This window comes from Pluralibacter gergoviae ATCC 33028 = NBRC 105706 (assembly GCF_001598855.1).
Classification (GTDB): Bacteria; Pseudomonadota; Gammaproteobacteria; order Enterobacterales; family Enterobacteriaceae; genus Pluralibacter; species Pluralibacter gergoviae.
Window position 1 is genome coordinate 30,643 of record NZ_BCZS01000004.1, and the last position, 21,972, is coordinate 52,614.

Here is a 21,972-nt window from a genome sequence, read left to right on the forward strand (position 1 = left end):
GCCCGCCTCTCGCAGACGGGCTTTTTTTTCCGTCCAGCGCTACACTTGCTCTATAAGCAACAGCGGACCGGCTAGCGCGCGCTGGAGTAAGCGTCATTCATGCAAACAGCATCCCTGGTCATCAAACAATACCGCCGCAGACGGATCGCCCTGTGCCTGGCCGTCGCCCTGATCACGCTCCTGCTCTCCTTCGGCCAGCGATTTATTTCGCAGCGTAACTTAAATCAGCAGCGCATTAATAGCTTTACGGCGCACACCGTAGAGACGCTGGATAAGGTGATGAGTCCGCTGGAAGAGAGCCGCGGGGCCCTGCTCCGGCTGGTGGGGCAACCTTGTGATGAGGTCAACGCCGAGCTGCGCCGGCAGTCCGCCGTGCTGCAAACTCTGCGCTCCATCTCGCTGGTCAGGCAGGGTATTATTTACTGCTCAAGCGTGCTGGGCAGCCGTCACGTATCGCTCAACGCCCTGCAGCCGCAGCTGCCGACGCCGCGGCCCAGCCTGATCCTGACCACTGACCATACGTTCCTTAAGGGCTCTCCGCTGCTGCTTCAGTGGTTTCCGGCCACCGCCGACGGCCAGGACGGCGTACTGCTGGGTATTAATATTCACCTGCTGGGCACGCTGCTGCTCGAACCGCAGCCGCCGCTGATTCAGCAGGTTATTCTCTCGGTGAATGGCCGGAACTATACCGATCCTGACGGCGTTTTGCAGGAGAGTGCGCAACAGGGCGCGAAGGGGCTGGTCACCCGCCATTCAGCGCGGTTTCCCTTCAGCATCAGCGTGAAAACCCCCGGCGCCACCCGGCTTGCCCTGGCGTGGCTGCCGACTCAGACGCCGCTGGTCGCACTGATTACGCTGCTGTTCACCGCTATCGCCTGGGTCAGTACGGCGGGGCGCATGAGTTTCTCTCGCGAGATAAACCTCGGGATCGTCGGCCGCGAATTTGAGCTTTTTTGTCAGCCGCAGATAGACGCCCGCACCCGCCGCTGCGCCGGCGTTGAAATTCTGCTGCGCTGGCAGAACCCGCGGCTGGGCCGCATTTCGCCGGACGTATTTATTCCGGTCGCGGAGAATAACAGCCAAATCGCGCCCCTGACCCGCTACGTGATTGCTGAAACGGTACGTTCGATTGATCTCTTCCCCGACAGCGCCGATTTTCATATCAGCATCAACGTCGCCGCCAGCCACTTCCTGAAGGGAGAGCTGCTCGATGATATTAATACCCTGTGGTTTAGCCAGCCGTGCCGCCAGCAGCTGGTGCTGGAGCTGACCGAGCGCGACGGCCTGCAGGGCGTTGATTACCGGGTCGTGCACGAACTCCACCGCAAAGGGGCCCTGCTCGCTATTGACGACTTCGGTACCGGCAGCAGCTCGCTGCTGTGGCTGGAGCAGCTCCATCCCGACATACTCAAAATCGATAAGTCATTCACCGGCGCCATCGGAACCGATGCGGTGAACTCTACGGTGACGGATATGATTATTGCGCTGGGGCAGCGCCTCAATATCGGGCTGGTGGCGGAAGGGGTTGAAACGCCGGAGCAGGCGGACTACCTGCGCCAGCGCGGAGTGCATATCCTGCAGGGCTATCTCTATGCCGAACCGATGCCGGTGGCGGACTTTCCGCGCTGGCTGGCGGAAAGCACACCACCGGCAGTGGATCACTCCTCTTCGTCGTCGTAAGGCGAAGGTTCTTTCACGACGCGAACTAAATCGACCCGATAGTCGTTGGCCTCAACAATGGTGACGATCAGCGGCGCGATATTCAGCACGTCGCCCCGGCGGGGAATGTGGCCGTTTTCCGCAATCACCAGTCCGGCGACGGTGGCTACGTTCTGCTCCTCGTCGACCAGTCCGTCAAGAGCCAGCACCTGCTGCAGCGCGTGCAGGTCCGTGGAGCCTTTTACCAGCCAGCCGTCGCCGTCCACCACGATTTCCGGCGTTTCGTCGGCATCGGGGAACTCGCCGGCGATCGCTTCCAGCACGTCCAGCGGCGTGACCAGCCCCTGCACCACGCCAAACTCGTTAGTGACGATGACGAAGCTGCCCCGGGCCCGGCGCAGCACGCCGAGCAGATTAATCGGATCCAGCGTTTCCGGCACCACGATCGCCGGCGACTCGGCGGCAATCGCCGCAACATCCTCATCGGCCTCAAGGGCGACCAGCAGCTCTTTCGCCCGCACGATGCCGATAATCTCATCCAGCTCGCCCCGGCAGACCGGAAACAGGCTGTGCGGCGAAGAGAGCAGCTGTTCGCGGATCGCCGATTTACCCAGGGTAGCATCCACCCAGCTTATCTCGCCGCGCGGCGTCATCATGCTGCGCAGGGAGCGGGAAGCCAGGGTCAGCACGCCATTAATCATATAGCGCTCTTCATCGGCGAAGGCGCCTTCCGGCACCGGCACCGCAGCGGAACTCTCCGCCTCGTGCCCACTTGCGCTCTGCCTGCGGCCGCCCATCAGGCGCAGGATAGCGTCGGCGGTGCGGGCGCGCAGCGGCTGGCTGGACTGGTGGCGAATGAAGTTGCGGCGGGCTATCTGATTAAACAGCTCAATAATTATCGAGAAGCCGATGGCCGCATAGAGGTAGCCCTTCGGAATATGGAAACCGAAGCCTTCCGCCACCAGGCTCAGGCCGATCATCAGCAGGAAGCTCAGGCACAGCACGACCACCGTCGGATGCTGGTTGACGAAATTGGTCAGCGGCTTCGACGCCAGCAGCATCATACCCATCGCTATCACCACCGCCGCCATCATGACCGGCAGATGGTTCACCATACCCACGGCGGTGATCACCGCATCCAGCGAGAAGACGGCGTCCAGAACCACAATCTGCAGCACCACAACCCAGAAGCTGGCATAGCCTTTGCCGTGGCCGCCATCGTGCTGCTTATTCTCGAGCCGCTCGTGCAGCTCCGTGGTGGCCTTGAACAGCAGGAAGATACCGCCCAGCAGCATGATCAGGTCGCGGCCCGAAAACGCGTAGTCACCAACGCTGAACAGCGGCTTGGTCAGCGTTACCATCCAGGAAATAACGGAAAGCAGCCCCAGTCGCATGACCAGCGCCAGCGACAGGCCGATAAGGCGCGCCTTGTCGCGCTGCTTTGGCGGCAGCTTGTCGGCAAGAATGGCAATAAATACCAGGTTGTCGATACCAAGAACGATTTCCAGCACGACCAGGGTCAGCAGGCCTGCCCAGATAGAGGGATCCATTAACAGTTCCATGTTGCGCTCCGGCTATCAGAATGAAATGCGTCGGCATGACGAGAGGGGAGGTAAACGCGTGTTGAGATGGCCGGGGGCCAAAGGCTGAAATGGCGTCGATGACGGTCCATATTGCGGGCTACGCCCTGTACTCCTGTCTAGTTAAACGGAAGCTAAACATAACAGAGAGAGAGACGAAACGGCAAAAATTTACCGCACTTTGCACTCTGCTGCAGATTTTTTGCGCCCCAAAATTATTGCTTACAGATGAGTAATTTACCGACCTTCATCACATTAATTATTTTTTCACTATCTAAAATAATTCGCGGTTGTGTGATTTTTTATTTCTAACCCTCGTCTGAATCGATTCGGTTCATGATACATCCGCCTGACGGATGTCACGATAATAAAGGAGGTAGCAAGTGACGATTGCTATTGTAATAGGCACACATGGTTGGGCGGCAGAACAGCTGCTGAAAACAGCTGAAATGCTCCTCGGCGAGCAGGAAAACGTCGGCTGGATCGACTTCGTTCCCGGCGAGAATGCGGAGACGCTGATCGAGAAGTACACCGCACAGCTGGAGAAACTGGATACCAGCAAAGGCGTGCTGTTTCTGGTCGATACCTGGGGCGGTAGCCCGTTCAACGCCGCAAGCCGGATGGTCGTCGATAAAGAGAACTATGAAGTGGTCGCCGGCGTCAACATCCCGATGCTGGTTGAGACCTTCATGGGCCGCGATGATAACCCCAGCTTCGACGAACTGGTGGCGCTGGCGGTTGAGACCGGACGCGAAGGCGTAAAAGCGCTGAAAGCGAAGCCCGCAGAGAAAGCGGCCCCGGCAGCACCCGCCGCGCCGAAAGCGGCGGCCCCCGCCAGACCGATGGGCCCGAATGACTATATGGTTATTGGCCTGGCGCGCATCGACGACCGCCTGATCCACGGCCAGGTGGCGACCCGCTGGACCAAAGAGACCAACGTTTCGCGCATCATCGTCGTCAGCGACGAAGTCGCCGCCGACAAGGTGCGCAAAACGCTGCTCACTCAGGTCGCACCGCCGGGCGTCACCGCCCACGTGGTCGATATTGCCAAAATGATCCGCGTCTACAACAACCCGCAGTACGCCGGCGAGCGCGTGATGCTGCTGTTCACTAACCCGACGGACGTTGAGCGCATCGTGGAACAGGGTGTGAAAATCACCTCCGTGAACATCGGCGGCATGGCCTTCCACCAGGGTAAAACCCAGGTCAATAACGCGATTTCCGTTGACCAGAAAGACATTGAAGCCTTCCGGAAGCTGAACGCTCGCGGTATTGAGCTTGAGGCGCGGAAAGTCTCTACCGATCAAAAACTCAAAATGATGGACCTGATCGCTAAGGTTGAAAAATAAAGCAGCCTGGCGGGTTTTGATTACTCATCGTTAAGTCTTACGTTACAGGAGAAGTACAATGGAGATTACCACTCTTCAGATTGTGCTGGTGTTCGTCGTCGCGTGTATCGCGGGTATGGAATCCGTACTCGATGAATTTCAGTTTCACCGTCCGCTGGTGGCGTGTACCTTAATCGGTGCCGTACTCGGCGATATGAAAACCGGCATCATCATCGGCGGTACGCTGGAGATGATTGCCCTTGGCTGGATGAACATCGGTGCCGCCGTTGCGCCGGATGCCGCCCTCGCCTCCATCATTTCAACCGTGCTGGTCATCGCCGGACACCAGAGCATCGGCGCAGGTATCGCGCTGGCTATCCCGCTGGCGGCGGCCGGTCAGGTACTGACTATCATCGTGCGCACCATCACCGTGGCATTCCAGCACGCGGCGGATAAGGCAGCGGAGAAAGGCAACCTCACGACCCTTTCCTGGCTGCACGTCTCCTCGCTGTTCCTGCAGGCTATGCGTATCGCCATCCCGGCAGTCATCGTGGCTGTCTCCGTCGGCACCAGCGAAGTGCAGAACATGCTCAACGCCATTCCGGAAGTGGTAACCAGCGGTCTGAACATCGCCGGCGGCATGATCGTGGTGGTCGGTTACGCGATGGTCATCAACATGATGCGCGCGGGCTACCTGATGCCGTTCTTCTACCTGGGCTTCGTGACCGCCGCCTTCACCAACTTTAACCTGGTCGGTCTGGGCGTGATTGGTGCCGTTATGGCCATTCTCTACATCCAGCTGAGCCCGAAATACAACCGCGTGGCGGGTGCCCCGGCGCAGGCTGCTGCTAACGATCTCGACAACCAACTGGACTAACGGGTGAGCAACATGGTTGATATGACTAAAACTACCTCGGTGAAAAAACTCACTCCGGGCGATATTCGCGGCGTGTTCATCCGCTCCAACCTGTTTCAGGGCTCGTGGAACTTTGAACGTATGCAGGCGCTGGGCTTCTGCTTCTCAATGGTCCCGGCGATTAAGCGCCTCTATCCGGAGAACAACGAAGCGCGCCGTCAGGCTATCAAGCGCCACCTGGAGTTCTTTAACACCCATCCTTACGTTGCGGCGCCGGTGCTCGGCGTAACGCTGGCGATGGAAGAGCAGCGCGCCAACGGCGCGGAGATCGACGACGGCGCCATCAACGGCATCAAAGTCGGCCTGATGGGCCCGCTGGCGGGCGTCGGCGACCCAATTTTCTGGGGCACGGTGCGTCCGGTCTTCGCCGCCCTCGGCGCGGGGATTGCCATGAGCGGCAGCCTGCTCGGCCCGCTGCTGTTCTTTATCCTGTTTAACCTTGTGCGCCTGGCGACCCGCTACTACGGCGTGGCCTACGGCTACCGCAAAGGGGTCGATATCGTTTCCGATATGGGCGGCGGCTTCCTGCAGAAGCTGACGGAGGGGGCGTCGATTCTCGGCCTCTTCGTCATGGGGGCGCTGGTCAACAAGTGGACGCACGTTAACATCCCGCTGGTGGTTTCCACTATCACCGGTCAGGATGGCCAGACCCGCGTCACCACCGTACAGACTATCCTCGACCAGCTGATGCCGGGCCTGGTGCCGCTGCTGCTGACCTTTGCCTGCATGTGGCTGCTGCGCAAGAAAGTCAACCCGCTGTGGATCATCGTGGGCTTCTTCGTCATCGGTATCGCCGGCTACGCCGTCGGCCTGCTGGGCCTGTAATCACACATCCGTATCCGCCGGGGGCAAATGCTCCCGGCTTTTTTATTTCCGGAGGCCCTATGTCGCTTACCGACTGGCTGCTGATAGCCTTTATCGCCGCCCTGCTGGCATTCGCCATCTACGATCAGTTCATCCTGCCGCGCCTTAAAGGCCCGGTGCTGCTGGCCACGCCCCTGCTGCGCCGCGGCCGGGTGGACGGCATTATTTTTGTCGGCCTGGTGGCCATTCTTATCTGGCAGAACATCGTCAACCGCGGTCAGCCGATCACCACGTGGTTATTATGTGCGCTGGCCCTGATGGGACTTTATCTGTTCTGGATCCGCATCCCGAAGATTGTCTTTAAATCCAGCGGCCTGTTTTTCGCCGGAGCATGGATTGCCTATTCCCGGATTAAAGCTATGAATTTATCTGAAGACGGCGTGCTGGTAATGCAATTAGAACAGAGGCGGCTGCTTATCCGCGTACGGAATATAAACGATCTGGAAAGAATTTATAAATTACTCATTTCAACTCAATGAGTTACAAACATACCTTGTGCTATATTTGCCGCTGTTTTATACAGTTTATAATATAGCACGGGCTATATTACCCGACCTGATCCCTCATATTTATTAACGTTTTTATTACCATTATTTTTAAATGAAAATCGTTATCAATTAGAGAAATAAATAATATCCCTTGAACATTGTTTTATATTCTAAAATTATGTTAAGGTTGCGCTCGTCGTTGGGGAGTAGCCGATTTCCACACCGGAGATGTACGCGTCAACATACTCGTTGCAAAACGTGGCGCGTACGGACTGTCACTGACAGTCAGGCGAGACCATAGACACACTGCCGCATTACGCCTGAGCGGGCGTATATTTACTGGGGGCAGCGGTGTGTCGTATGGATATTTCCCCGGTCTGGATATGCCATGAACCTCTCAGCTACCCTGCTTCTTGCCTTTGGAATGTCGATGGACGCGTTCGCCGTCTCCATCAGCAAAGGGGCTGCGCTGCATAAACCCAAATTCTCTGAAGCCCTGCGCACCGGACTCATTTTCGGCGCGGTTGAAGCGACGACGCCGCTGATCGGCTGGGCGCTGGGGATGCTCGCCAGCCAGTTCGTGCTGGCGTGGAATCACTGGATTGCCTTTGCGCTGCTGGTATTTCTCGGCGGCCGGATGCTGATTGAAGGCTGGCGCGCCGATGATGATGAAGAGCAAACGCCGCCCCGCCGCCACGGCTTCTGGCTGCTGGTGACAACCGCCATCGCCACCAGCCTTGACGCGATGGCCGTCGGCGTCGGCCTCGCTTTTCTGCAGGTCAATATCATTCTCACCGCGCTGACCATCGGCTGCGCCACGCTTATCATGACCACGCTGGGCATTATGGTCGGGCGCTTTATTGGCCCGCTGCTCGGCAAGCGGGCCGAAATTCTCGGCGGTATCGTGCTGATCGGCATCGGCGTGCAGATCCTCTGGAGCCACTTCGCCGGCTAACCCTCCCGCTGCCAGACCTGGATCAGAAAGTCGGTCTGGCAGGCAAAATGTTCCTGCTGAGTCAGACCTTCCCACACCTGCGGCTTGGCCCGCCACGCAAACGGCGTCATCTGCAGTAGCGCCACCGCTTCCTTACCGCTCAGCTGCATCGGATACGCCAGCGCCTGCTGCGCGACGCGCGCAAATCCCGCCAGCTGCTCCCGGTTTTCGTCGTGCAGGCGGATCTCATCGTAAATCAGCCCCTTCAGCTCCATCAGATGCCGCGGTCCCGGCGTGACGGTAATGACCAGACCACCGGGCTTCACCACCCGCTCCAGCTCCTGCGGGTTGCAGGGGGCGTAGATGCGCACCACGGCATCCATGCAGGCGTCCTCAAAAGGCAGCCGCTGGCTGGAGGCGACGCAGAACTGCACCTGCGGATAGCGCTTAGCGCCGTAGCGGACGGCCACTTTCGCGACGTCAAGGCCAAAGGTCCGGGGAGCGATGGCGGCGAAGGCGTGGGTGTAGTACCCCTCGCCGCAGCCGATGTCGAGGATCTGCCGCGCGCCGGCCTCCTGTAAAATACCGCAAACGGCGTCGCGCAGCGGACGATAGTGCCCGGCGTCGAGAAAGGCGCGCCGGGCCTGCATCATCTCCGGGCTGTCACCCGGATCCCTCGAGCGCTTGTGCTGCACCGGCAGCAGGTTAACGTACCCCTCCTTCGCGACATCAAACTGATGGCGCTGCGGGCAGTGATAGCTATTTTGCTGCCGGGTGAGCGGCGCGTGGCAGAGGGGACAACTCCAGGACATGGAAACTCCGGTAGGATGCAAAGGGCGAAAGTGTACCGCTATTCGCCCTCCGGTGAAACCGCTACAGCGCCGGGGCCCCTTCACCGCTGCGGTGCATGACGATAAGGTTATCGGAGCCGGGCGCGATGCCGTCGGGCAGCACATTTTCGAGGCGCAGCACGTCGCCCATGATCTGGCTGAATACCGGCGCCGACACGGCGCCGCCGTAATAGTCGCCGTTCTGCGGATTATTGATCACCACCGCCAGCGCAAACTGCGGCCTGCTGGCCGGCGCCACGCCCGCCGTGTAGGCAATATATTTGTTCACGTATTTACCGTCCGGACCAATTTTTTTGGCAGTCCCGGTTTTTACCGCCACGCGATAGTCGCGTACCGCGGCTTTAATGCCGCCGCCGCCCGGCAGAGCCACGCTCTCCAGCATATGCTCAACCTGGTGGACAATGGCGGGCGACATCACCTGGTGCCCCACCACCGGCGGATCGATCCGGGTTATCGACAGCGGGCGGGAAACGCCGTAGCCGCCGATGGTGGCATAGACGTGGGCAAGCTGCAGGGGCGTGACCATCAAACCGTAGCCAAAGGCGAAGGTGGCTCTGTCCAGCTGGCTCCAGAAGCGGCGTTCGGGCAGGAAGCCCTGACTTTCGCCGGTCAGCCCCAGCCCCGTCGGCTGGCCGAAACCGAAGGCCCGGTAAGTGTCGAGCAGCCGCTGGATGGGCATCGCCAGCGACAGGCGCGACACGCCGGTATCACTCGATTTTTGCAGAATGCCGGTCAGGGTCAGCTCCGGATAGTAGCCGACGTCACGAATGCGGTGGCCGTCGAGCATGTAGGGATGGGTATCGACCACGCTGTCCGGCTGCACAATGCCCTGCTGCAGGGCGGTCATGATAACCATCGGCTTAACGGTGGAGCCTGGCTCGAAGGTGTCGCTGATGGCCCGGTTGCGGAAATCATCGAGCGTGGCATTTTCGCGATTGTTAGGATTGAAGTCGGGATAGCTTGCCATCGACAGGATCTCGCCGGTGTCGATTTTAATCAGCACCGCGGCGCCGGCGTCGGCTTTATTCCAGCGTACGGCATTGTCCAGCGCATCCTCGGTAACGGTCTGCAGGCGCTCGTCGATACTGAGCTGCAAATTATGCGCCGGCACCGGGGCGATTTCGGTCAGATTTTCAATCACCCGCCCGTAGCGGTCCTTGCGCACCCGCCGCAGGCCCGGCTTGCCCTGCAGCTGGGCGTTGAAGCTTTTTTCGACGCCTTCGATACCCTGATCGTCGATATTGGTAAAACCGATCAGGTTGGCCGCGACGTGACCGGCGGGATAGAAGCGCCGGGACTCTTCTCTGAGATTGATACCGGGCAGGTGCAGCTTATTAATCCACGCGGCCTGCTGGGGATCGACCTGGCGGGCCAGGTAGAGGAAGCGGCCGTGGGGATGCTGGCCAATGCGCGCCTGCAGATCGCTCAGCGACAGGTGCAGCGTCTCGGCCAGCGCCCGCCAGCGCGCGTCGAAGCCCACGCCGCCCTTTGATAGCAGGGTTTGCGGATCGACCCATACCGCATTAACCGGAACGCTGACCGCCAGCGGCCTGCCCTCGCGGTCGGTGATCATGCCCCTGGGCACGTCAATAGGCTCTTCGCGCAGGGAGCGCATATCCTCCTGCTTCACCAGATTGTCCGGCGCCACGATCTGCAGCCAGCCGACGCGGGCCAGCAGCAGGCCCAGGCAGCAGAGAATAGCAATACAAAGTAGTCCAAAGCGGACGGGGGGAAAGTTAAAGCGATGGTTTTGCACTCCGGCTCCCGGATTTTTATGATTACAACCCGATGATTTAACGCGAAAAAACGAGGCAAGAGGTGCTAAACAATGCTAATAACACGGCAATTTTGCAACAAAGCGCAACAGGCGGGAAACACAGACACAGTTTGCAACGGATAATAAAAAGCCCCGCGTTTAGCGAGGCTTTATGGCTGATGTCAAATTGACTCAGTGGATTCGAATCAGATAGCCGTTACGTTAACAGCTGCCGGGCCTTTCTGGCCGTCCTGGATTTCGAATTCAACGTTCTGGCCTTCAGCCAGAGTTTTGAAGCCATTACCCTGGATGGCAGAGAAGTGTACGAACACGTCTTTGCTGCCGTCAGCCGGAGTAATGAAGCCAAAACCTTTAGACTCGTTGAACCACTTAACCTGACCTTTAATCTTTGCCATTTGCAAAATTCCTTTGAATGTTTTCTTTGCCCGCGGGCGCATACATAGCTAAAACAGAGACATGACTGCATGAGGCACTAATAAAAGGTTCGGCAGAGAAGCGGTATTCAACGACAACGTGTTTACTCAGAACTTCTTTACTGATAATGCCACACATAAACAGAACTGTACCTCGTTTAACCCAAAACGTGTTATCACACACAATGTTTACGATCGCAAGCCATTTTTAAATATGTCTCGATCGGTCGCACAAATCACACATACGAAAGTGGCCGGCTGCGCAATTATGCGTGTTAACAGCGCCCTTGCCCCACGGGCGGCGCACCGCGCGACAAGGATTCTGCAACTTTTTTACCATAGCTCAATAAGTTCCGTTCGTCCACGTTATCACAGGTTGTACCAGATGATTTTCTAATCTTAGAATATTTTTTGCATAACTATGCGCATATTAATTCACGATTAGTTTCGTCGCTGCCGACAATAAACACCTGCATTTATTAATAGTAATACTGGAAAATAATGAAGAACTGATGACATTTTATGGCTAAAGCGGCAATAAAAACGTTTCGCTGACGCCAAAAACGATAGTCGGCGGCAAAATGTTAAATCCGGAAGCGTGAAGTGCGGCGATGAGAATGGCGGTTATAAAGAAGCTGTCGCTATATTTTATATAAAAGTGTTCTGACCAGGCTCCCGGCGGCACCGCCAGCGGGAGCCTTTCACTTAGCGCTCGGCCACCAGGCGGATAAAATCATCCCCTTCGTCATCCTGCTGCGCTTTTTTTGACGCCTGCACCGGCTCTTCACGCTCCGGCTCGTTTGCCTCGCACAGGCGACGCAGCAGCGTGGTTTGCCGCTTCTGCTGATCGAGCAGCGCTTCCAGCAGCTCGATTTGCTCATTGGCCCGCGAGCTTGCCCGATGCACAAAAAACCAGACGATCAGCCCCACGACGGCAACCAGCAGCAAGACCGCCAGCGAGACCAGATTCAACATGCCGGAATTCATCAAATCAACCATTTCACCACCTCAAATAGAAGGTGCCATTCTACCACCCGGCCTGGAGAAGAAAATCACCGCCGTGAAAAATTACCTACCACGGAATAAACTTGTTCACCGTGCAGATGCCGCTGAAAAACTGAACGTCCTGATCGCACATTACGTTGATCATCTGCGTCCACAGCAGCAGGCAGGCGATCAGCAGAACGACGACCAGAATGATACGCGGTAATTTTTTCACTCAATACTCCGGGCAACAGTAACTGATTCAAAAGATAGCACGCGAAGCTTAAACTTAAGCTCACCAGAAACAACATGCTCAACTTTAGGAATCATCAACTTGTCCTCAGCAACCTCATCCTTAATCTGAAGAGATGAAACCACCGTATTGAGGATGATATGCATTTCTTACTTCGTACGCTTATTGTGCTGGCCATCGCCTGGCTGGCGCTATTGCTGAGCGGTTACGGCGTGCTGTTCGCTAGCCACCAGAACGCGGCCGGCCTCGGCCTGCAGTGCAAATACCTCACCGCCAGAGGCACCAGCACCGCGCAGTACGTCCATTCCGATAGCGGGATCATCGGCACCAGCAGTTGCCCGCTCCTGCGCAAAGTTCAGACCGTAGTAGATGACTGAACCAGAACGGCAAAACGCCGCAGCAGCGGCGTTTTTTTATCGTCAGGCGCCTCAGAAAGGATAATCGTTATATCCCATCTGCTCGGAGATTTTGCGTGCCGCGGTGTGCAGCATGGCAACGTATTCCTGCAGACGCTCCTCTGAAAAGCGCAGGGTCGGGAAAGAGATACTCAGCCCGGCCGTCACCACGCCGAAGCGATCGAAAACCGGCACGCCGATGCAGCGCAGGCCCTCTTCCTGCTCTTCGTTATCTTCCCCGTAGCCCTGTTCGCGCACCCGATCCAGCACCGGCAGAAGATCGGCCGTGCTGACGATGGTGCGGGAAGTGCTGCGCTTGTACTCCACCTGAGAGAGGATCTGCTCCACTTCGGCGCGATCGCGCCACGCCAGCAGCACTTTGCCGATGGCGGTGCTGTAAAGCGGATTGCGGCGACCCACGCGGGAGTACATGCGCAGGTTATACATCGAATCGATTTTGTGGATGTAGACAATGCTGTCTTCGTCCAGCGCTCCAAGGTGAATCGTCTCTTTCGTCAGCCGCGACAGCTCACGCATCTGGATGTCCGCACTGCGGATAAGATCGATATTCTGCAGCGCCCTTGCGCCCAGCTCGAACAGCTTAAGGGTCAGCGAGTACTTCTCTGATTCGCCCTCCTGGGCGACATAGCCCAGCGACTTCATTGTCTGCAAAAAGCGGTACACGGTGCTTTTTGACATCATGACGCGCTGCGACAGCTCGGTAATTCCTATCTCGCGCTCTTCCCCCAGCGCCTGAAGAATGCCAAAGACCTTCAGGACAGAAGAGACGGAATCAGGCTGTTTATCTAAATCTGCGACTGCCATTTATCACCTCACCGCATCTTGTTTTATAAAATTCAGAACTGGTTTTTATTATAATTTCGCCCGCCGCCAGCCGCAACGGCTGTCGCCCTCTGAAAGCGCTAATATGCGACACTGACAGGCTCTTTTGGCAAAAAAAAGCGCCTCACGGGAGGCGCTCGGGAAACCAGCGGGCTTATTTAAGATATTCGCCGCTGCGCAGGGCTTCAATGCGCTTATCCAGCGGCGGGTGAGTCATAAACAGCTCGCTCAGCGACTTAGATTTGCCGTTGATGCAAAACGCCATCATGCTGCTCTCTTCCTGCGGCTCGTAGCTGGTTTTCAGGCGCTGCAGGGCGGCAATCATCTTTTCGCGGCCCACCAGGCGGGCGGAGCCGGCATCGGCGTGGAATTCGCGGTGGCGGGAGAACCACATGGCGATGATGCTCGCCAGAATCCCGAACACCAGCTCTAGCACCGTCGCCACGGCGAAATAGATCAGCGGGTTACCGCTGCTGCTTTCCCCTTCGTCGCGGTTGCCGCCGAGAAACCCGGCCGCCAGCTGCGCGATGATGCGCGAGATGAAGATAACAAAGGTGTTCACCACGCCCTGAATCAGGGTCATGGTAACCATGTCGCCGTTGGCGACGTGGCTGATTTCGTGGGCAATAACCGCCTCAGCCTCGTCGCGGCTCATATTTTGTAAAAGCCCGGTGCTGACCGCTACCAGCGAGGCGTCGCGCCGCGCGCCGGTAGCAAAGGCGTTGATATCCGGCGCATGGTAGATGGCCACCTGCGGCATGGCGATCCCCGCCTGGCGCGACTGCGCGGCGACGGTATCCATCAGCCAGCGCTCGGTTTCGTTACGCGGCTGCTCAATAACCTCGCCGCCCACCGACTTCAGCGCCATCCATTTTGACATCAGCAGCGACACAATAGAGCCGCCGAAACCAAACAGCGCCGCCATAATAAGCAGCCCCGTTACGCTGCTCGACTGAATCCCCGTCAGGCTCAGTACCAGCCCGAATACGACCATTACCGCCAGGTTGGTCACCAGGAAAAGCGCGATTCGCATCATAATTATCTTTTAACCTCGATTTAACAAAACGCACTATGCGATTACCCAATCGTATGGGCGTGGCGGGGATTTTCAACGATCGAAGGGCGCTAAGTCACGAGAAAAACACAACTTTACACTTTGTATCATCTCGCTGACGCAGCAATAACAGAGGTAAAAAAAACAGGCACAATTTCTTGTGCCTGTTGCGGGTTATTTCGCCGGAGCGGGCGTCGCCGCCGGCGATGCTTTTTCCATGTTCGCCAGGTCGAGGGCGATATGGACCGTTTCATCAAGATAAGGATCCGGCTCTTTGTAATCCTTCGGCAAATCATCCAGCTTCTTCAGCGGCGGCTTGCCTTCGCGCTTGTAGCGGTCATTGATACGCGCCAGGCGGATTGCGTCGTCCTCATCGTTCTCTTTCAGCCGCTGGGCGTAGTTGAGCGATACCGCGTTGCGCTGCGCCTTCAGGGCATTGAAGCGGGCGATATCTTTGATGATGTACTGGAACTCCGGATCTTTGGCGATACGGTCGCTGTGCAGCTTCAGCAGCTGCGGCTCGAACGGCTTAAGATCGCCCGACTTGACGTAGGTCGCCGCATTGATGCTGTCCCACGGCAGGGCGTTGTCTTCATACTTCTCGCCGGTTTCCGTATCTTCGCTCGCCGTCGGCATCAGCAGATCCGGCGTGACGCCTTTACGCTGCGTGCTGCCGCCGTTGATGCGGTAGAACTTCTGGATGGTGTACTGCACCGAACCCAGCGCCGGCCAGTCGGGGCGCAGCATCTGATCGTAGATGCGGTTCAGGGAGCGGTACTGCTGTACCGTACCTTTACCAAAGGTCGGCTCGCCGACAATCAGCGCCCGGCCATAGTCCTGCATTGCCGCGGCGAAAATTTCCGACGCGGAGGCGCTGAAGCGGTCAACCAGCACCACCAGCGGGCCTTTGTAGTAAACCACGCCGTCGGTGTCGCTGTCTTCGCGCACCTTGCCGTTGTTATCGCGCACCTGCACCACCGGCCCGGAAGGAATAAACAGTCCGGAGAGGGAGACCGCTTCGGTCAGCGCGCCGCCGCCGTTGCTGCGCAGGTCGATAACGATACTGCGAACGTTCTGTTTTTCCAGCTTCTGCAGCTGGGCCTTAACGTCATCGGTCAGCCCGACGTAGAAGCCCGGAATATCGAGTACGCCGACCTTCTCGCCGTTGACGGTTTTCACCGACATCTTCACGGCGCGGTCTTCCAGGCGAATGCGCTCGCGGGTCAGGGTCACGAAGCGAGTTTTTGAGCCTTTGCCGGCCGGCAGCACTTCGAGGCGAACTTTGCTGCCTTTCGGTCCTTTAATCAGCGCCACCACGTCATCCAGCCGCCAGCCGATCACATCCACCATCGGCTTGCCGGTCTGCCCTACGCCGACGATGCGATCGCCGACGCTGATGGCTTTACTTTTCGCCGCCGGACCGCCGGCCACCAGCGAGTTGATCACCGTGTAGTCATCGTCCATCTGCAGCACCGCGCCGATCCCCTCAAGCGAGAGGCTCATCTCGGTATTGAACTGTTCAGTATTGCGCGGCGAAAGATAGTTGGTGTGCGGGTCGATTTCGTGCGCAAAGGCGGTCATCGCCAGCGAGAACACGTCTTCGCTGTTGGTCTGCGCCAGGCGGCGGATGGCGAACTTGTAGCGGCGCTGGAGGGTGTCGCGGATCTCTTTGTCCGTTTTGCCGGTCAGCTTCAGGCTCAGCTCGTCAAATTTGACCTTGCCGTCCCACAGAGCGTTGAGCTCCGCCTCATCCTTCGGCCACGGCGATTTTCTGCGGTCGAGGTTGAAGGTGTCTTTACCGGTAAAGTCCATCGGGCGATCGAGCACCTTCAGCGCGTATTCATAGCGCTCAAAGCGGCGCTTCTGCGCGAGGTTGTAGAGGTCGTAAAACAGGTTAAGCTTGCCGCTGCGCAGCTCATCGCCAACCTCGCTCTTGCGCGGTTCATACTGCGCAACGTCGCTTGCCAGCAGCACGTTGTGGCTGTAATCGAGCAGGTTAAGGTAGCGATCGAAAATCTTTGCCGAGAACGCCTCGTCGAGGCTGAACTGACGATAGTGGGAACGGGTAAAGCGAGACGTTACCCGCTCGCTTACCGTTGCGTGCTGAGGCTCTTCCTTTAAGACCGGAATTTGCGAAGCCTCAGTAATATTGGTAATGCTGTCTACCGCGACAGACTGGCCCGCCATTAACAGCATGCCAGCGAGCGCGGTGACCTTAAAGAATCTGTTCATGCCTGGCCCGGCCTCCGTTTCAGAACACCAGATGTTCTGCGCGTACAATCATTGACATACCAGAAGTCAGCTGTACACGAACGCCATCTTTGGTGATCTCCAGTACAGTGGCATCCATTGCGTTGTTGCCCGCTTTTACTTTCAGAGACTGGCCAACGGATAATTCGGACACATCTGAGACCGGAGTGAATTTCTCTTCACGTTCCGGACGCGGCGCTTTGGCGGCGGCGGGTCTCTCGCTGTTGCGCGGTTTGCGCTGCTCGCTGCCTTCAGGCTTGCGGCGCGGCTGCGGACGCGGTTTACGCTCGCGACGCGGCGCACCTTCCTGCTCGCCGGCGGCAGCGGCGGCTTCACGCCTCTTCGCCTGCTGCTCGGCGCGCTGGGCCTGCACGCGGGCTTTGGCCTCTTCCAGCTGCTGGCGGGCATGCTGAACGTGCTGTTCATCCAGTTCGCCGCAGGCATTACCGTCCAGATCAACGCGGGTCGCGCCGGCTTTGATACCGTACAGGTAGCGCCAGCTGGAGGTATAAAGACGTAAAGCAGAGCGCAGCTGAGTTTTGCTGAGATTCATCTCACCCTCAACGCGCGCCACCAGATCCTGAAAAATACCAATTTTCAGCGGGCGCGCTTCGCCTTCAGCACTAAAACAGTGGGGAAAGCGTTCGGCCAGAAAAGCGATAACTTCTTTACTGCTATTCAACTTAGGTTGATTTTCCATGAAATTTCCTGATTACAACGGACGTAGCCAACTTTCCGCAGGCATGAACAGGCGCCATTATAATGACGCCATCGGTAATTGCTACGTTATCCGTTGATTATCCTGCGACAGGCTGAAAGAATTTATGATAATCGGTCCCCGCAAGCAGCGCTTCAAGCTGGCTGACCAGCTGGCAAAGCCCCTGCTCATCCTCAGCACTAAACCGCGAATACGCGGTGCTGTCGATGTCAAGAACGCCAATGACTTGCCCATTTACGACAAGCGGCAGCACAATTTCAGCGTTGCTGGCGGCATCGCAGGCGATGTGGCCATCGAAGGCGTGAACGTCATCGACGCGCTGCACCTTGCGGCTGGCGGCGGCGGTACCGCACACACCGCGCCCGACGGGAATGCGCACGCAGGCAATTTTGCCCTGGAACGGCCCCAGTACCAGCGTATCCCCTTCGAGCAGATAAAACCCCGCCCAGTTGACGTCGCTCAGACGTTCGTAGAGCAGCGCGCTGGTATTAGAGAGTGTGGCTAAAAAACTGGTTTCACCTGCCATTAATGCCTGAAAATCGCGGTTAAGCTCCGCGTAAAATGCTATTTTGCTCATTTTATATTCACTTGTTACTGTCGTTAACTACCACTACACAGCGTAATAAAATAATCATTAATTACGCGTAGGCTCAAGTTGATTTCATTCATGTTAAGATAGCGTTATACATCCATTTTAAAAACCACTAAATGGCACGAAGAGCGACTCAAATAACGCCGGGTAAAAAAATTACGATTCACGCCATCCGTGAACCCCTCGCCCTGCCTGCCTATCACCGCTGCCCGGAGTGCGACACCCTGTTCAGACTGCCGCCGGTGAAAACGCACCAGCTGGCGCGCTGTCCCTGCTGCAATGCGAAAATTCGCAGCGGCCGCGACTGGTCGCTGACCCGGCTCGGGGCCATGGCCATCACCATGCTGCTGCTGATGCCCTTCGCCTGGAGCGAACCGCTGCTGCACCTGGATCTGTTCGGTATGCAGCTTAACGCCAGCCTGCTGCAGGGGATCTGGCAGATGACCGATCAGGGCGATCCTATCCCCGCCGCCATGGTGTTTTTCTGCACGGTCGGCGCGCCGCTGGTGCTGGTGATGGCGATTGCCTATCTCTGGCTCGGCAATATCCTCGGCATGAACCTGCGTCCGGTCCTTATCATGCTGGAGAAGCTTAAAGAGTGGGTCATGCTCGATATTTACCTGGTGGGCATTGGCGTCGCCTCTATCAAGGTTCAGGACTACGCCTTCCTGCAGCCGGGCATCGGCCTGATTGCCTTCGTCTCGCTGGTGCTGCTGAGTATTCTGACCCTGATTCACCTTAACGTTGAGCAGCTGTGGGACCGCTTCTATCCCCAGCGCCCTGCCCTGCGTCCGGACCCCGGCCTGCAGGTCTGCCTTGGCTGCTATCACACGGGGTTTGCCGACGCCCGGGGCCGCTGCCGCCGCTGCCATATCCCGCTGCGCCACCGCCAGCCCTACAGCCTGCAGAAGAGCTGGGCCGCACTCATCGCCTCGCTGATTTTTCTGTTTCCGGCCAACATGCTGCCTATCTCAATCATCTACGTGAACGGCGCCCGCCAGGACGACACGATCCTCTCCGGCATCATGTCGCTTGCCAGTAGCAATATCGCCGTTGCCGCCGTGGTGTTTATCGCCAGTATCCTGGTGCCGTTTACCAAAGTGCTGGTGCTGCTGACGCTGCTTATCTCTATTCATTTTAAGTGCGAACAGGGGCTGAAAACGCGTATTCTGCTGCTGCGGATCGTCACCTGGATTGGCCGCTGGTCAATGCTCGACCTGTTCGTGATGGCGCTGACGATGTCGCTTATCAATCGCGACCAGCTGCTTGCTTTTACTATGGGGCCCGCCGCGTTCTATTTCGGCGCAGCGGTAATATTGACTATTCTTGCTGTTGAATGGCTGGACAGCCGCTTACTTTGGGACGCACATGAGTCAGGAAACGCCCGCTTCACCGACTGAAGCGCGAATTAAAACCAAACGCCGTATTTCGCCTTTCTGGCTGCTGCCGATAATCGCTCTGCTGATTGCTGGCTGGCTAATCTGGACCACCTATGAGGATCGCGGCACCACCGTCACCATCGACTTCATGTCCGCTGACGGCATCGTCCCTGGCCGAACTCCGGTTCGCTATCAGGGCGTGGAAGTCGGCACCGTGCAGGAGATCAGCCTCAGCAAGGATCTCAATAAAATTGAGGTTAAGGTCAGCATTAAAAACAGCATGAAGGACGCGCTGCGCGATCAAACGCAGTTCTGGCTGGTGACGCCCAAAGCCTCTCTGGCAGGCGTTTCGGGGCTTGATGCGCTGGTGGGCGGTAACTATATCGGCATGATGCCCGGGGAAGGTAAAGAGCAGGATCACTTTACGGCACTGGATACTCAGCCCCGTTTCCACCTCAATAACGGCGAATTGATGATCCATCTGCACGCGGCCGACCTCGGCTCCCTGAGCAGCGGTTCGCTGGTCTACTTCCGCAAGATCCCGGTAGGCCGGGTGTATGACTACTCCATCAACACCAATCACCAGGGCGTGACTATCGATCTGCTGATTGAACGCCGCTTCACTAACCTGGTGAAAAAAGGCAGCCGCTTCTGGAACGTGTCTGGCGTGAAGGCCGATGTCGGCTTCGGCGGGGCGAAAGTACAGCTTGAAAGCCTGGCGGCGCTGGTTAACGGCGCCATCGCCTTTGACTCGCCGGCGGACTCTAAACCGGCAGATCAGAACGACGATTTCGGGCTGTATGAGGATCTGGCGCACAGCCAGCGCGGGGTGATAGTGAAGCTCGATCTGCCGGGCGGCGATGGGCTGAAGGCGGGTTCCACCGCGCTGATGTATCAGGGTCTGGAAGTCGGCCAACTGACCAAGGTTAACCTCAATCCCGGCGGTACGGTAACCGGCGAAATGACCGTCGATCCGAGCGTCGTCAGCCTGCTGCGGGAGAATACCCGCATCGAGCTGCGCAATCCGAAGATCTCGCTGGACAACGCCAACCTCAGCTCGCTGCTGACCGGCAGCACCTTTGAGCTGGTGCCCGGCGACGGCGAGCCGCGCGACCATTTCGTGGTCGTGCCGGCCGATAAAACCCTGCTCCAGCAGCCGGGGGTCATCACCTTTACGCTGACCGCGCCGGACTCCTACGGCATTGACGGCGGACAGCCGATCATCCTGCACGGCGTCAAAGTTGGCCAGATCCTTGAGCGTAAGCTGGGCGCCAGCGGGGTAACGTTCTCGGCGGCGATAGATCCGCAGTACCGGGATCTGCTCCACGGCGACAGTAAGTTCGTGGTCAACAGCCGGGTAGACGTTAAGGTTGGTCTCGACGGCGTCGAGTTCCTCGGCGCCAGCGCCAGCGAGTGGCTCAGCGGCGGTATCCGCATTCTGCCGGGCAAGAGCGGCGCCATGAAGGATTCCTATCCGCTGTACGCCAATCTGGAGAAGGCGCTGGAGAACAGTATCGGCGACCTGCCGACCACCACCCTGACGCTTACGGCCAGCTCGCTGCCGGACGTGCAGGCGGGCTCGGTGGTGCTGTACCGCAAATTTGAGGTGGGTGAAGTCATTACCGTCCGTCCGCGGACCAATGCCTTCGATATCGATCTGCACATTAAGCCGGAGTATCGCCAGCTGCTGAAGCCCGACAGCGTCTTCTGGGCCGAGGGCGGCGCGAAAGTGCAGCTCAACGGCGCCGGGCTGACGGTACAGGCCTCGCCGCTCGCCCGCGCGCTGAAGGGCGCCATCAGCTTTGACAGCCTCAGCGGCGCCAACCAGCGCAAGGGCGATAAGCGCATTCTCTATCCGTCAGAGACCGCGGCGCGCGCCGTCGGCGGGCAGATAACGCTCCACGCCTTTGACGCCGGCAAGCTGGCGGCGGGGATGCCTATCCGCTATCTGGGGATCGACATCGGCCAGGTCCAGAGCCTGGAACTTATCACCAACCGCAATGAGGTGCAGGCCAAAGCGGTACTCTATCCGGAGTATGTCCAGACCTTCGCCCGCGCCGGAACGCGCTTCTCGGTGGTGACGCCGCAGATCTCCGCCGCCGGGGTCGAGCATCTGGATACCCTGCTGCAGCCCTATATCAACGTCGAGCAGGGCCGTAAGGGCGCGCCGAAACGCGATTTTGAGCTGCAGGAAGCGACCATTACCGACTCCCGCTATCTCGATGGCCTGAGCATCGTGGTCGAAGCGCCGGAAGCCGGTTCGCTGAGCATCGGCACGCCGGTACTGTTCAGGGGCATCGAAGTCGGTACGGTAACCGGCCTGCAGCTCGGCTCGCTCTCCGATCGCGTGATGGTTGCCCTGCGCATCAGCCAGCGCTACCAGCACCTGGTGCGCAATAACTCGGTGTTCTGGCTGGCCTCCGGCTACTCGCTGGACTTCGGCATCATCGGTGGGGTAGTGAAAACCGGCACCTTCAATCAGTTCATTCGCGGCGGTATCGCCTTCGCCACGCCGCCGGGCACGCCGCTGGCCCCCAAGGCCCAGGAGGGGAAACACTTCCTGCTGCAGGATGCCGAACCGAAAGAGTGGCGCACCTGGGGTACCGCCCTGCCGCGCTAGCCCCGTCGACGCCGGCTTCTTGCTGCCGGCGTCGATGTGCTAAACTGCGCGCCTCTTTCTGTAAACGTATTTTG

At 58.1% G+C, this 21,972-nt stretch carries 22 protein-coding genes and 1 riboswitch; of the genes, 9 read left to right on the plus strand and 13 right to left on the minus strand.

Features of this window, described 5'->3' with window-relative positions; all coding sequences use genetic code 11:
- Positions 1-99 precede the first annotated feature (99 nt).
- Positions 100-1,680 carry an EAL domain-containing protein gene (locus tag ENGE1_RS05855; RefSeq protein ID WP_048252916.1) on the plus strand — a complete coding sequence of 527 codons (1,581 nt, stop codon included), beginning with the start codon at positions 100-102 and terminating at the stop codon, positions 1,678-1,680.
- Here the strand turns inward: ENGE1_RS05855 and yoaE are convergent.
- On the minus strand, positions 1,659-3,221 hold the full coding sequence (gene yoaE / locus ENGE1_RS05860; RefSeq protein WP_048277912.1) for a CNNM family cation transport protein YoaE: 1,563 nt from the start codon (positions 3,219-3,221) through the stop codon (positions 1,659-1,661). The genes ENGE1_RS05855 and yoaE overlap by 22 nt on opposite strands.
- Positions 3,222-3,622: 401 nt before the next feature.
- On the opposite strand from yoaE, the gene manX reads away from it, so the two are divergent.
- From manX to mntP, 5 genes are all read left to right on the plus strand, one after another.
- Positions 3,623-4,588, plus strand: a complete 966-nt coding sequence (manX, locus tag ENGE1_RS05865; protein WP_048252914.1) for a PTS mannose transporter subunit IIAB — start codon at positions 3,623-3,625, stop codon at positions 4,586-4,588.
- A gap of 58 nt (positions 4,589-4,646) precedes the next feature.
- Positions 4,647-5,444 carry a PTS mannose/fructose/sorbose transporter subunit IIC gene (locus ENGE1_RS05870; RefSeq protein WP_043083405.1) on the plus strand — a complete coding sequence of 266 codons (798 nt, stop codon included), beginning with the start codon at positions 4,647-4,649 and terminating at the stop codon, positions 5,442-5,444.
- A gap of 12 nt (positions 5,445-5,456) precedes the next feature.
- On the plus strand, positions 5,457-6,308 hold the full coding sequence (locus ENGE1_RS05875; RefSeq protein WP_045289555.1) for a PTS mannose transporter subunit IID: 852 nt from the start codon (positions 5,457-5,459) through the stop codon (positions 6,306-6,308).
- A 59-nt stretch (positions 6,309-6,367) separates the two neighbouring features.
- Entirely contained in the window at positions 6,368-6,826 is a 459-nt protein-coding gene (locus tag ENGE1_RS05880) for a DUF986 family protein (protein WP_043083403.1), read from the plus strand.
- A gap of 198 nt (positions 6,827-7,024) precedes the next feature.
- A riboswitch (yybP-ykoY riboswitch) is annotated at positions 7,025-7,214 on the plus strand.
- A gap of 9 nt (positions 7,215-7,223) precedes the next feature.
- Entirely contained in the window at positions 7,224-7,790 is a 567-nt protein-coding gene (mntP, locus tag ENGE1_RS05885) for a manganese efflux pump MntP (RefSeq protein WP_048252913.1), read from the plus strand.
- Here the strand turns inward: mntP and rlmA are convergent.
- The 7 genes from rlmA to ENGE1_RS28360 all read right to left on the minus strand — a co-directional run bounded on the left by rlmA (position 7,787) and on the right by ENGE1_RS28360 (position 12,193).
- A complete protein-coding gene (rlmA, locus tag ENGE1_RS05890; protein WP_048252912.1) occupies positions 7,787-8,581 on the minus strand; it encodes a 23S rRNA (guanine(745)-N(1))-methyltransferase in 795 nt (264 codons plus the stop codon). The genes mntP and rlmA overlap by 4 nt on opposite strands.
- Positions 8,582-8,642: 61 nt before the next feature.
- Positions 8,643-10,376: a peptidoglycan glycosyltransferase FtsI gene (gene ftsI / locus ENGE1_RS05895; protein ID WP_048252911.1), complete on the minus strand. Its 1,734-nt coding sequence runs from the start codon at positions 10,374-10,376 to the stop codon at positions 8,643-8,645.
- A 206-nt stretch (positions 10,377-10,582) separates the two neighbouring features.
- Complete coding sequence (gene cspE, locus ENGE1_RS05900; RefSeq protein ID WP_001062678.1) at positions 10,583-10,792, minus strand: transcription antiterminator/RNA stability regulator CspE; 210 nt, start codon at positions 10,790-10,792, stop codon at positions 10,583-10,585.
- Positions 10,779-10,949 carry a DUF2627 domain-containing protein gene (locus ENGE1_RS26790; protein WP_071883376.1) on the minus strand — a complete coding sequence of 57 codons (171 nt, stop codon included), beginning with the start codon at positions 10,947-10,949 and terminating at the stop codon, positions 10,779-10,781. Before ENGE1_RS26790 ends, cspE begins: the two co-directional genes overlap by 14 nt.
- A gap of 566 nt (positions 10,950-11,515) precedes the next feature.
- The gene (locus ENGE1_RS05905; RefSeq protein WP_043083387.1) at positions 11,516-11,809 is read right to left on the minus strand and encodes a YebO family protein; all 294 of its coding nucleotides are present in this window, start codon (positions 11,807-11,809) and stop codon (positions 11,516-11,518) included.
- Between the two features lie 73 nt (positions 11,810-11,882).
- Positions 11,883-12,029 carry a PhoP/PhoQ regulator MgrB gene (gene mgrB, locus ENGE1_RS05910; protein ID WP_043083386.1) on the minus strand — a complete coding sequence of 49 codons (147 nt, stop codon included), beginning with the start codon at positions 12,027-12,029 and terminating at the stop codon, positions 11,883-11,885.
- A complete protein-coding gene (locus tag ENGE1_RS28360) occupies positions 12,026-12,193 on the minus strand; it encodes a hypothetical protein (protein WP_155410492.1) in 168 nt (55 codons plus the stop codon). Before ENGE1_RS28360 ends, mgrB begins: the two co-directional genes overlap by 4 nt.
- On the opposite strand from ENGE1_RS28360, the gene ENGE1_RS05915 reads away from it, so the two are divergent.
- Complete coding sequence (locus ENGE1_RS05915; RefSeq protein WP_043083384.1) at positions 12,188-12,424, plus strand: YobH family protein; 237 nt, start codon at positions 12,188-12,190, stop codon at positions 12,422-12,424. The two genes, ENGE1_RS28360 and ENGE1_RS05915, sit on opposite strands and share 6 nt — an antisense overlap.
- 51 nt (positions 12,425-12,475) lie before the next feature.
- On the opposite strand, the gene kdgR is transcribed toward ENGE1_RS05915, so the two are convergent.
- The 5 genes from kdgR to ENGE1_RS05940 form a co-directional block, all read right to left on the minus strand.
- Positions 12,476-13,267, minus strand: coding sequence for a DNA-binding transcriptional regulator KdgR (kdgR, locus tag ENGE1_RS05920; protein WP_045289159.1), 792 nt, complete (start codon positions 13,265-13,267; stop codon positions 12,476-12,478).
- A gap of 172 nt (positions 13,268-13,439) precedes the next feature.
- Positions 13,440-14,321: a protease HtpX gene (htpX, locus tag ENGE1_RS05925; RefSeq protein WP_048252910.1), complete on the minus strand. Its 882-nt coding sequence runs from the start codon at positions 14,319-14,321 to the stop codon at positions 13,440-13,442.
- A 192-nt stretch (positions 14,322-14,513) separates the two neighbouring features.
- Positions 14,514-16,571, minus strand: coding sequence for a carboxy terminal-processing peptidase (gene prc, locus ENGE1_RS05930; protein ID WP_048252909.1), 2,058 nt, complete (start codon positions 16,569-16,571; stop codon positions 14,514-14,516).
- Between the two features lie 19 nt (positions 16,572-16,590).
- On the minus strand, positions 16,591-17,289 hold the full coding sequence (proQ, locus tag ENGE1_RS05935) for an RNA chaperone ProQ (RefSeq protein WP_043083378.1): 699 nt from the start codon (positions 17,287-17,289) through the stop codon (positions 16,591-16,593).
- 97 nt (positions 17,290-17,386) lie between these two features.
- The gene (locus tag ENGE1_RS05940) at positions 17,387-17,884 is read right to left on the minus strand and encodes a GAF domain-containing protein (protein WP_045289163.1); all 498 of its coding nucleotides are present in this window, start codon (positions 17,882-17,884) and stop codon (positions 17,387-17,389) included.
- A 131-nt stretch (positions 17,885-18,015) separates the two neighbouring features.
- On the opposite strand from ENGE1_RS05940, the gene yebS reads away from it, so the two are divergent.
- Together yebS and ENGE1_RS05950 are read left to right on the plus strand one after the other, a co-directional pair.
- Positions 18,016-19,299 carry a membrane integrity lipid transport subunit YebS gene (gene yebS / locus ENGE1_RS05945; RefSeq protein WP_043083375.1) on the plus strand — a complete coding sequence of 428 codons (1,284 nt, stop codon included), beginning with the start codon at positions 18,016-18,018 and terminating at the stop codon, positions 19,297-19,299.
- Positions 19,268-21,898: a PqiB family protein gene (locus ENGE1_RS05950; protein ID WP_043083373.1), complete on the plus strand. Its 2,631-nt coding sequence runs from the start codon at positions 19,268-19,270 to the stop codon at positions 21,896-21,898. Before yebS ends, ENGE1_RS05950 begins: the two co-directional genes overlap by 32 nt.
- The last annotated feature ends 74 nt before the right edge of the window (positions 21,899-21,972 follow it).

Bases quoted from the DNA above. Each gene is read 5' to 3' on its own strand.
- ENGE1_RS05855 (WP_048252916.1), top strand. From the start codon at position 100: ATGCAAACAGCATCCCTGGTCATCAAACAATACCGCCGCAGACGGATC.
- yoaE (WP_048277912.1), bottom strand. From the start codon at position 3,221: ATGGAACTGTTAATGGATCCCTCTATCTGGGCAGGCCTGCTGACCCTG.
- ENGE1_RS05870 (WP_043083405.1), top strand. From the start codon at position 4,647: ATGGAGATTACCACTCTTCAGATTGTGCTGGTGTTCGTCGTCGCGTGT.
- ENGE1_RS05875 (WP_045289555.1), top strand. From the start codon at position 5,457: ATGGTTGATATGACTAAAACTACCTCGGTGAAAAAACTCACTCCGGGC.
- ENGE1_RS05880 (WP_043083403.1), top strand. From the start codon at position 6,368: ATGTCGCTTACCGACTGGCTGCTGATAGCCTTTATCGCCGCCCTGCTG.
- mntP (WP_048252913.1), top strand. From the start codon at position 7,224: ATGAACCTCTCAGCTACCCTGCTTCTTGCCTTTGGAATGTCGATGGAC.
- rlmA (WP_048252912.1), bottom strand. From the start codon at position 8,581: ATGTCCTGGAGTTGTCCCCTCTGCCACGCGCCGCTCACCCGGCAGCAA.
- cspE (WP_001062678.1), bottom strand. From the start codon at position 10,792: ATGGCAAAGATTAAAGGTCAGGTTAAGTGGTTCAACGAGTCTAAAGGT.
- ENGE1_RS26790 (WP_071883376.1), bottom strand. From the start codon at position 10,949: ATGTGTGGCATTATCAGTAAAGAAGTTCTGAGTAAACACGTTGTCGTT.
- ENGE1_RS05905 (WP_043083387.1), bottom strand. From the start codon at position 11,809: ATGGTTGATTTGATGAATTCCGGCATGTTGAATCTGGTCTCGCTGGCG.
- ENGE1_RS05915 (WP_043083384.1), top strand. From the start codon at position 12,188: ATGCATTTCTTACTTCGTACGCTTATTGTGCTGGCCATCGCCTGGCTG.
- ENGE1_RS28360 (WP_155410492.1), bottom strand. From the start codon at position 12,193: ATGCATATCATCCTCAATACGGTGGTTTCATCTCTTCAGATTAAGGAT.
- kdgR (WP_045289159.1), bottom strand. From the start codon at position 13,267: ATGGCAGTCGCAGATTTAGATAAACAGCCTGATTCCGTCTCTTCTGTC.
- htpX (WP_048252910.1), bottom strand. From the start codon at position 14,321: ATGATGCGAATCGCGCTTTTCCTGGTGACCAACCTGGCGGTAATGGTC.
- prc (WP_048252909.1), bottom strand. From the start codon at position 16,571: ATGAACAGATTCTTTAAGGTCACCGCGCTCGCTGGCATGCTGTTAATG.
- proQ (WP_043083378.1), bottom strand. From the start codon at position 17,289: ATGGAAAATCAACCTAAGTTGAATAGCAGTAAAGAAGTTATCGCTTTT.
- ENGE1_RS05940 (WP_045289163.1), bottom strand. From the start codon at position 17,884: ATGAGCAAAATAGCATTTTACGCGGAGCTTAACCGCGATTTTCAGGCA.
- yebS (WP_043083375.1), top strand. From the start codon at position 18,016: ATGGCACGAAGAGCGACTCAAATAACGCCGGGTAAAAAAATTACGATT.
- ENGE1_RS05950 (WP_043083373.1), top strand. From the start codon at position 19,268: ATGAGTCAGGAAACGCCCGCTTCACCGACTGAAGCGCGAATTAAAACC.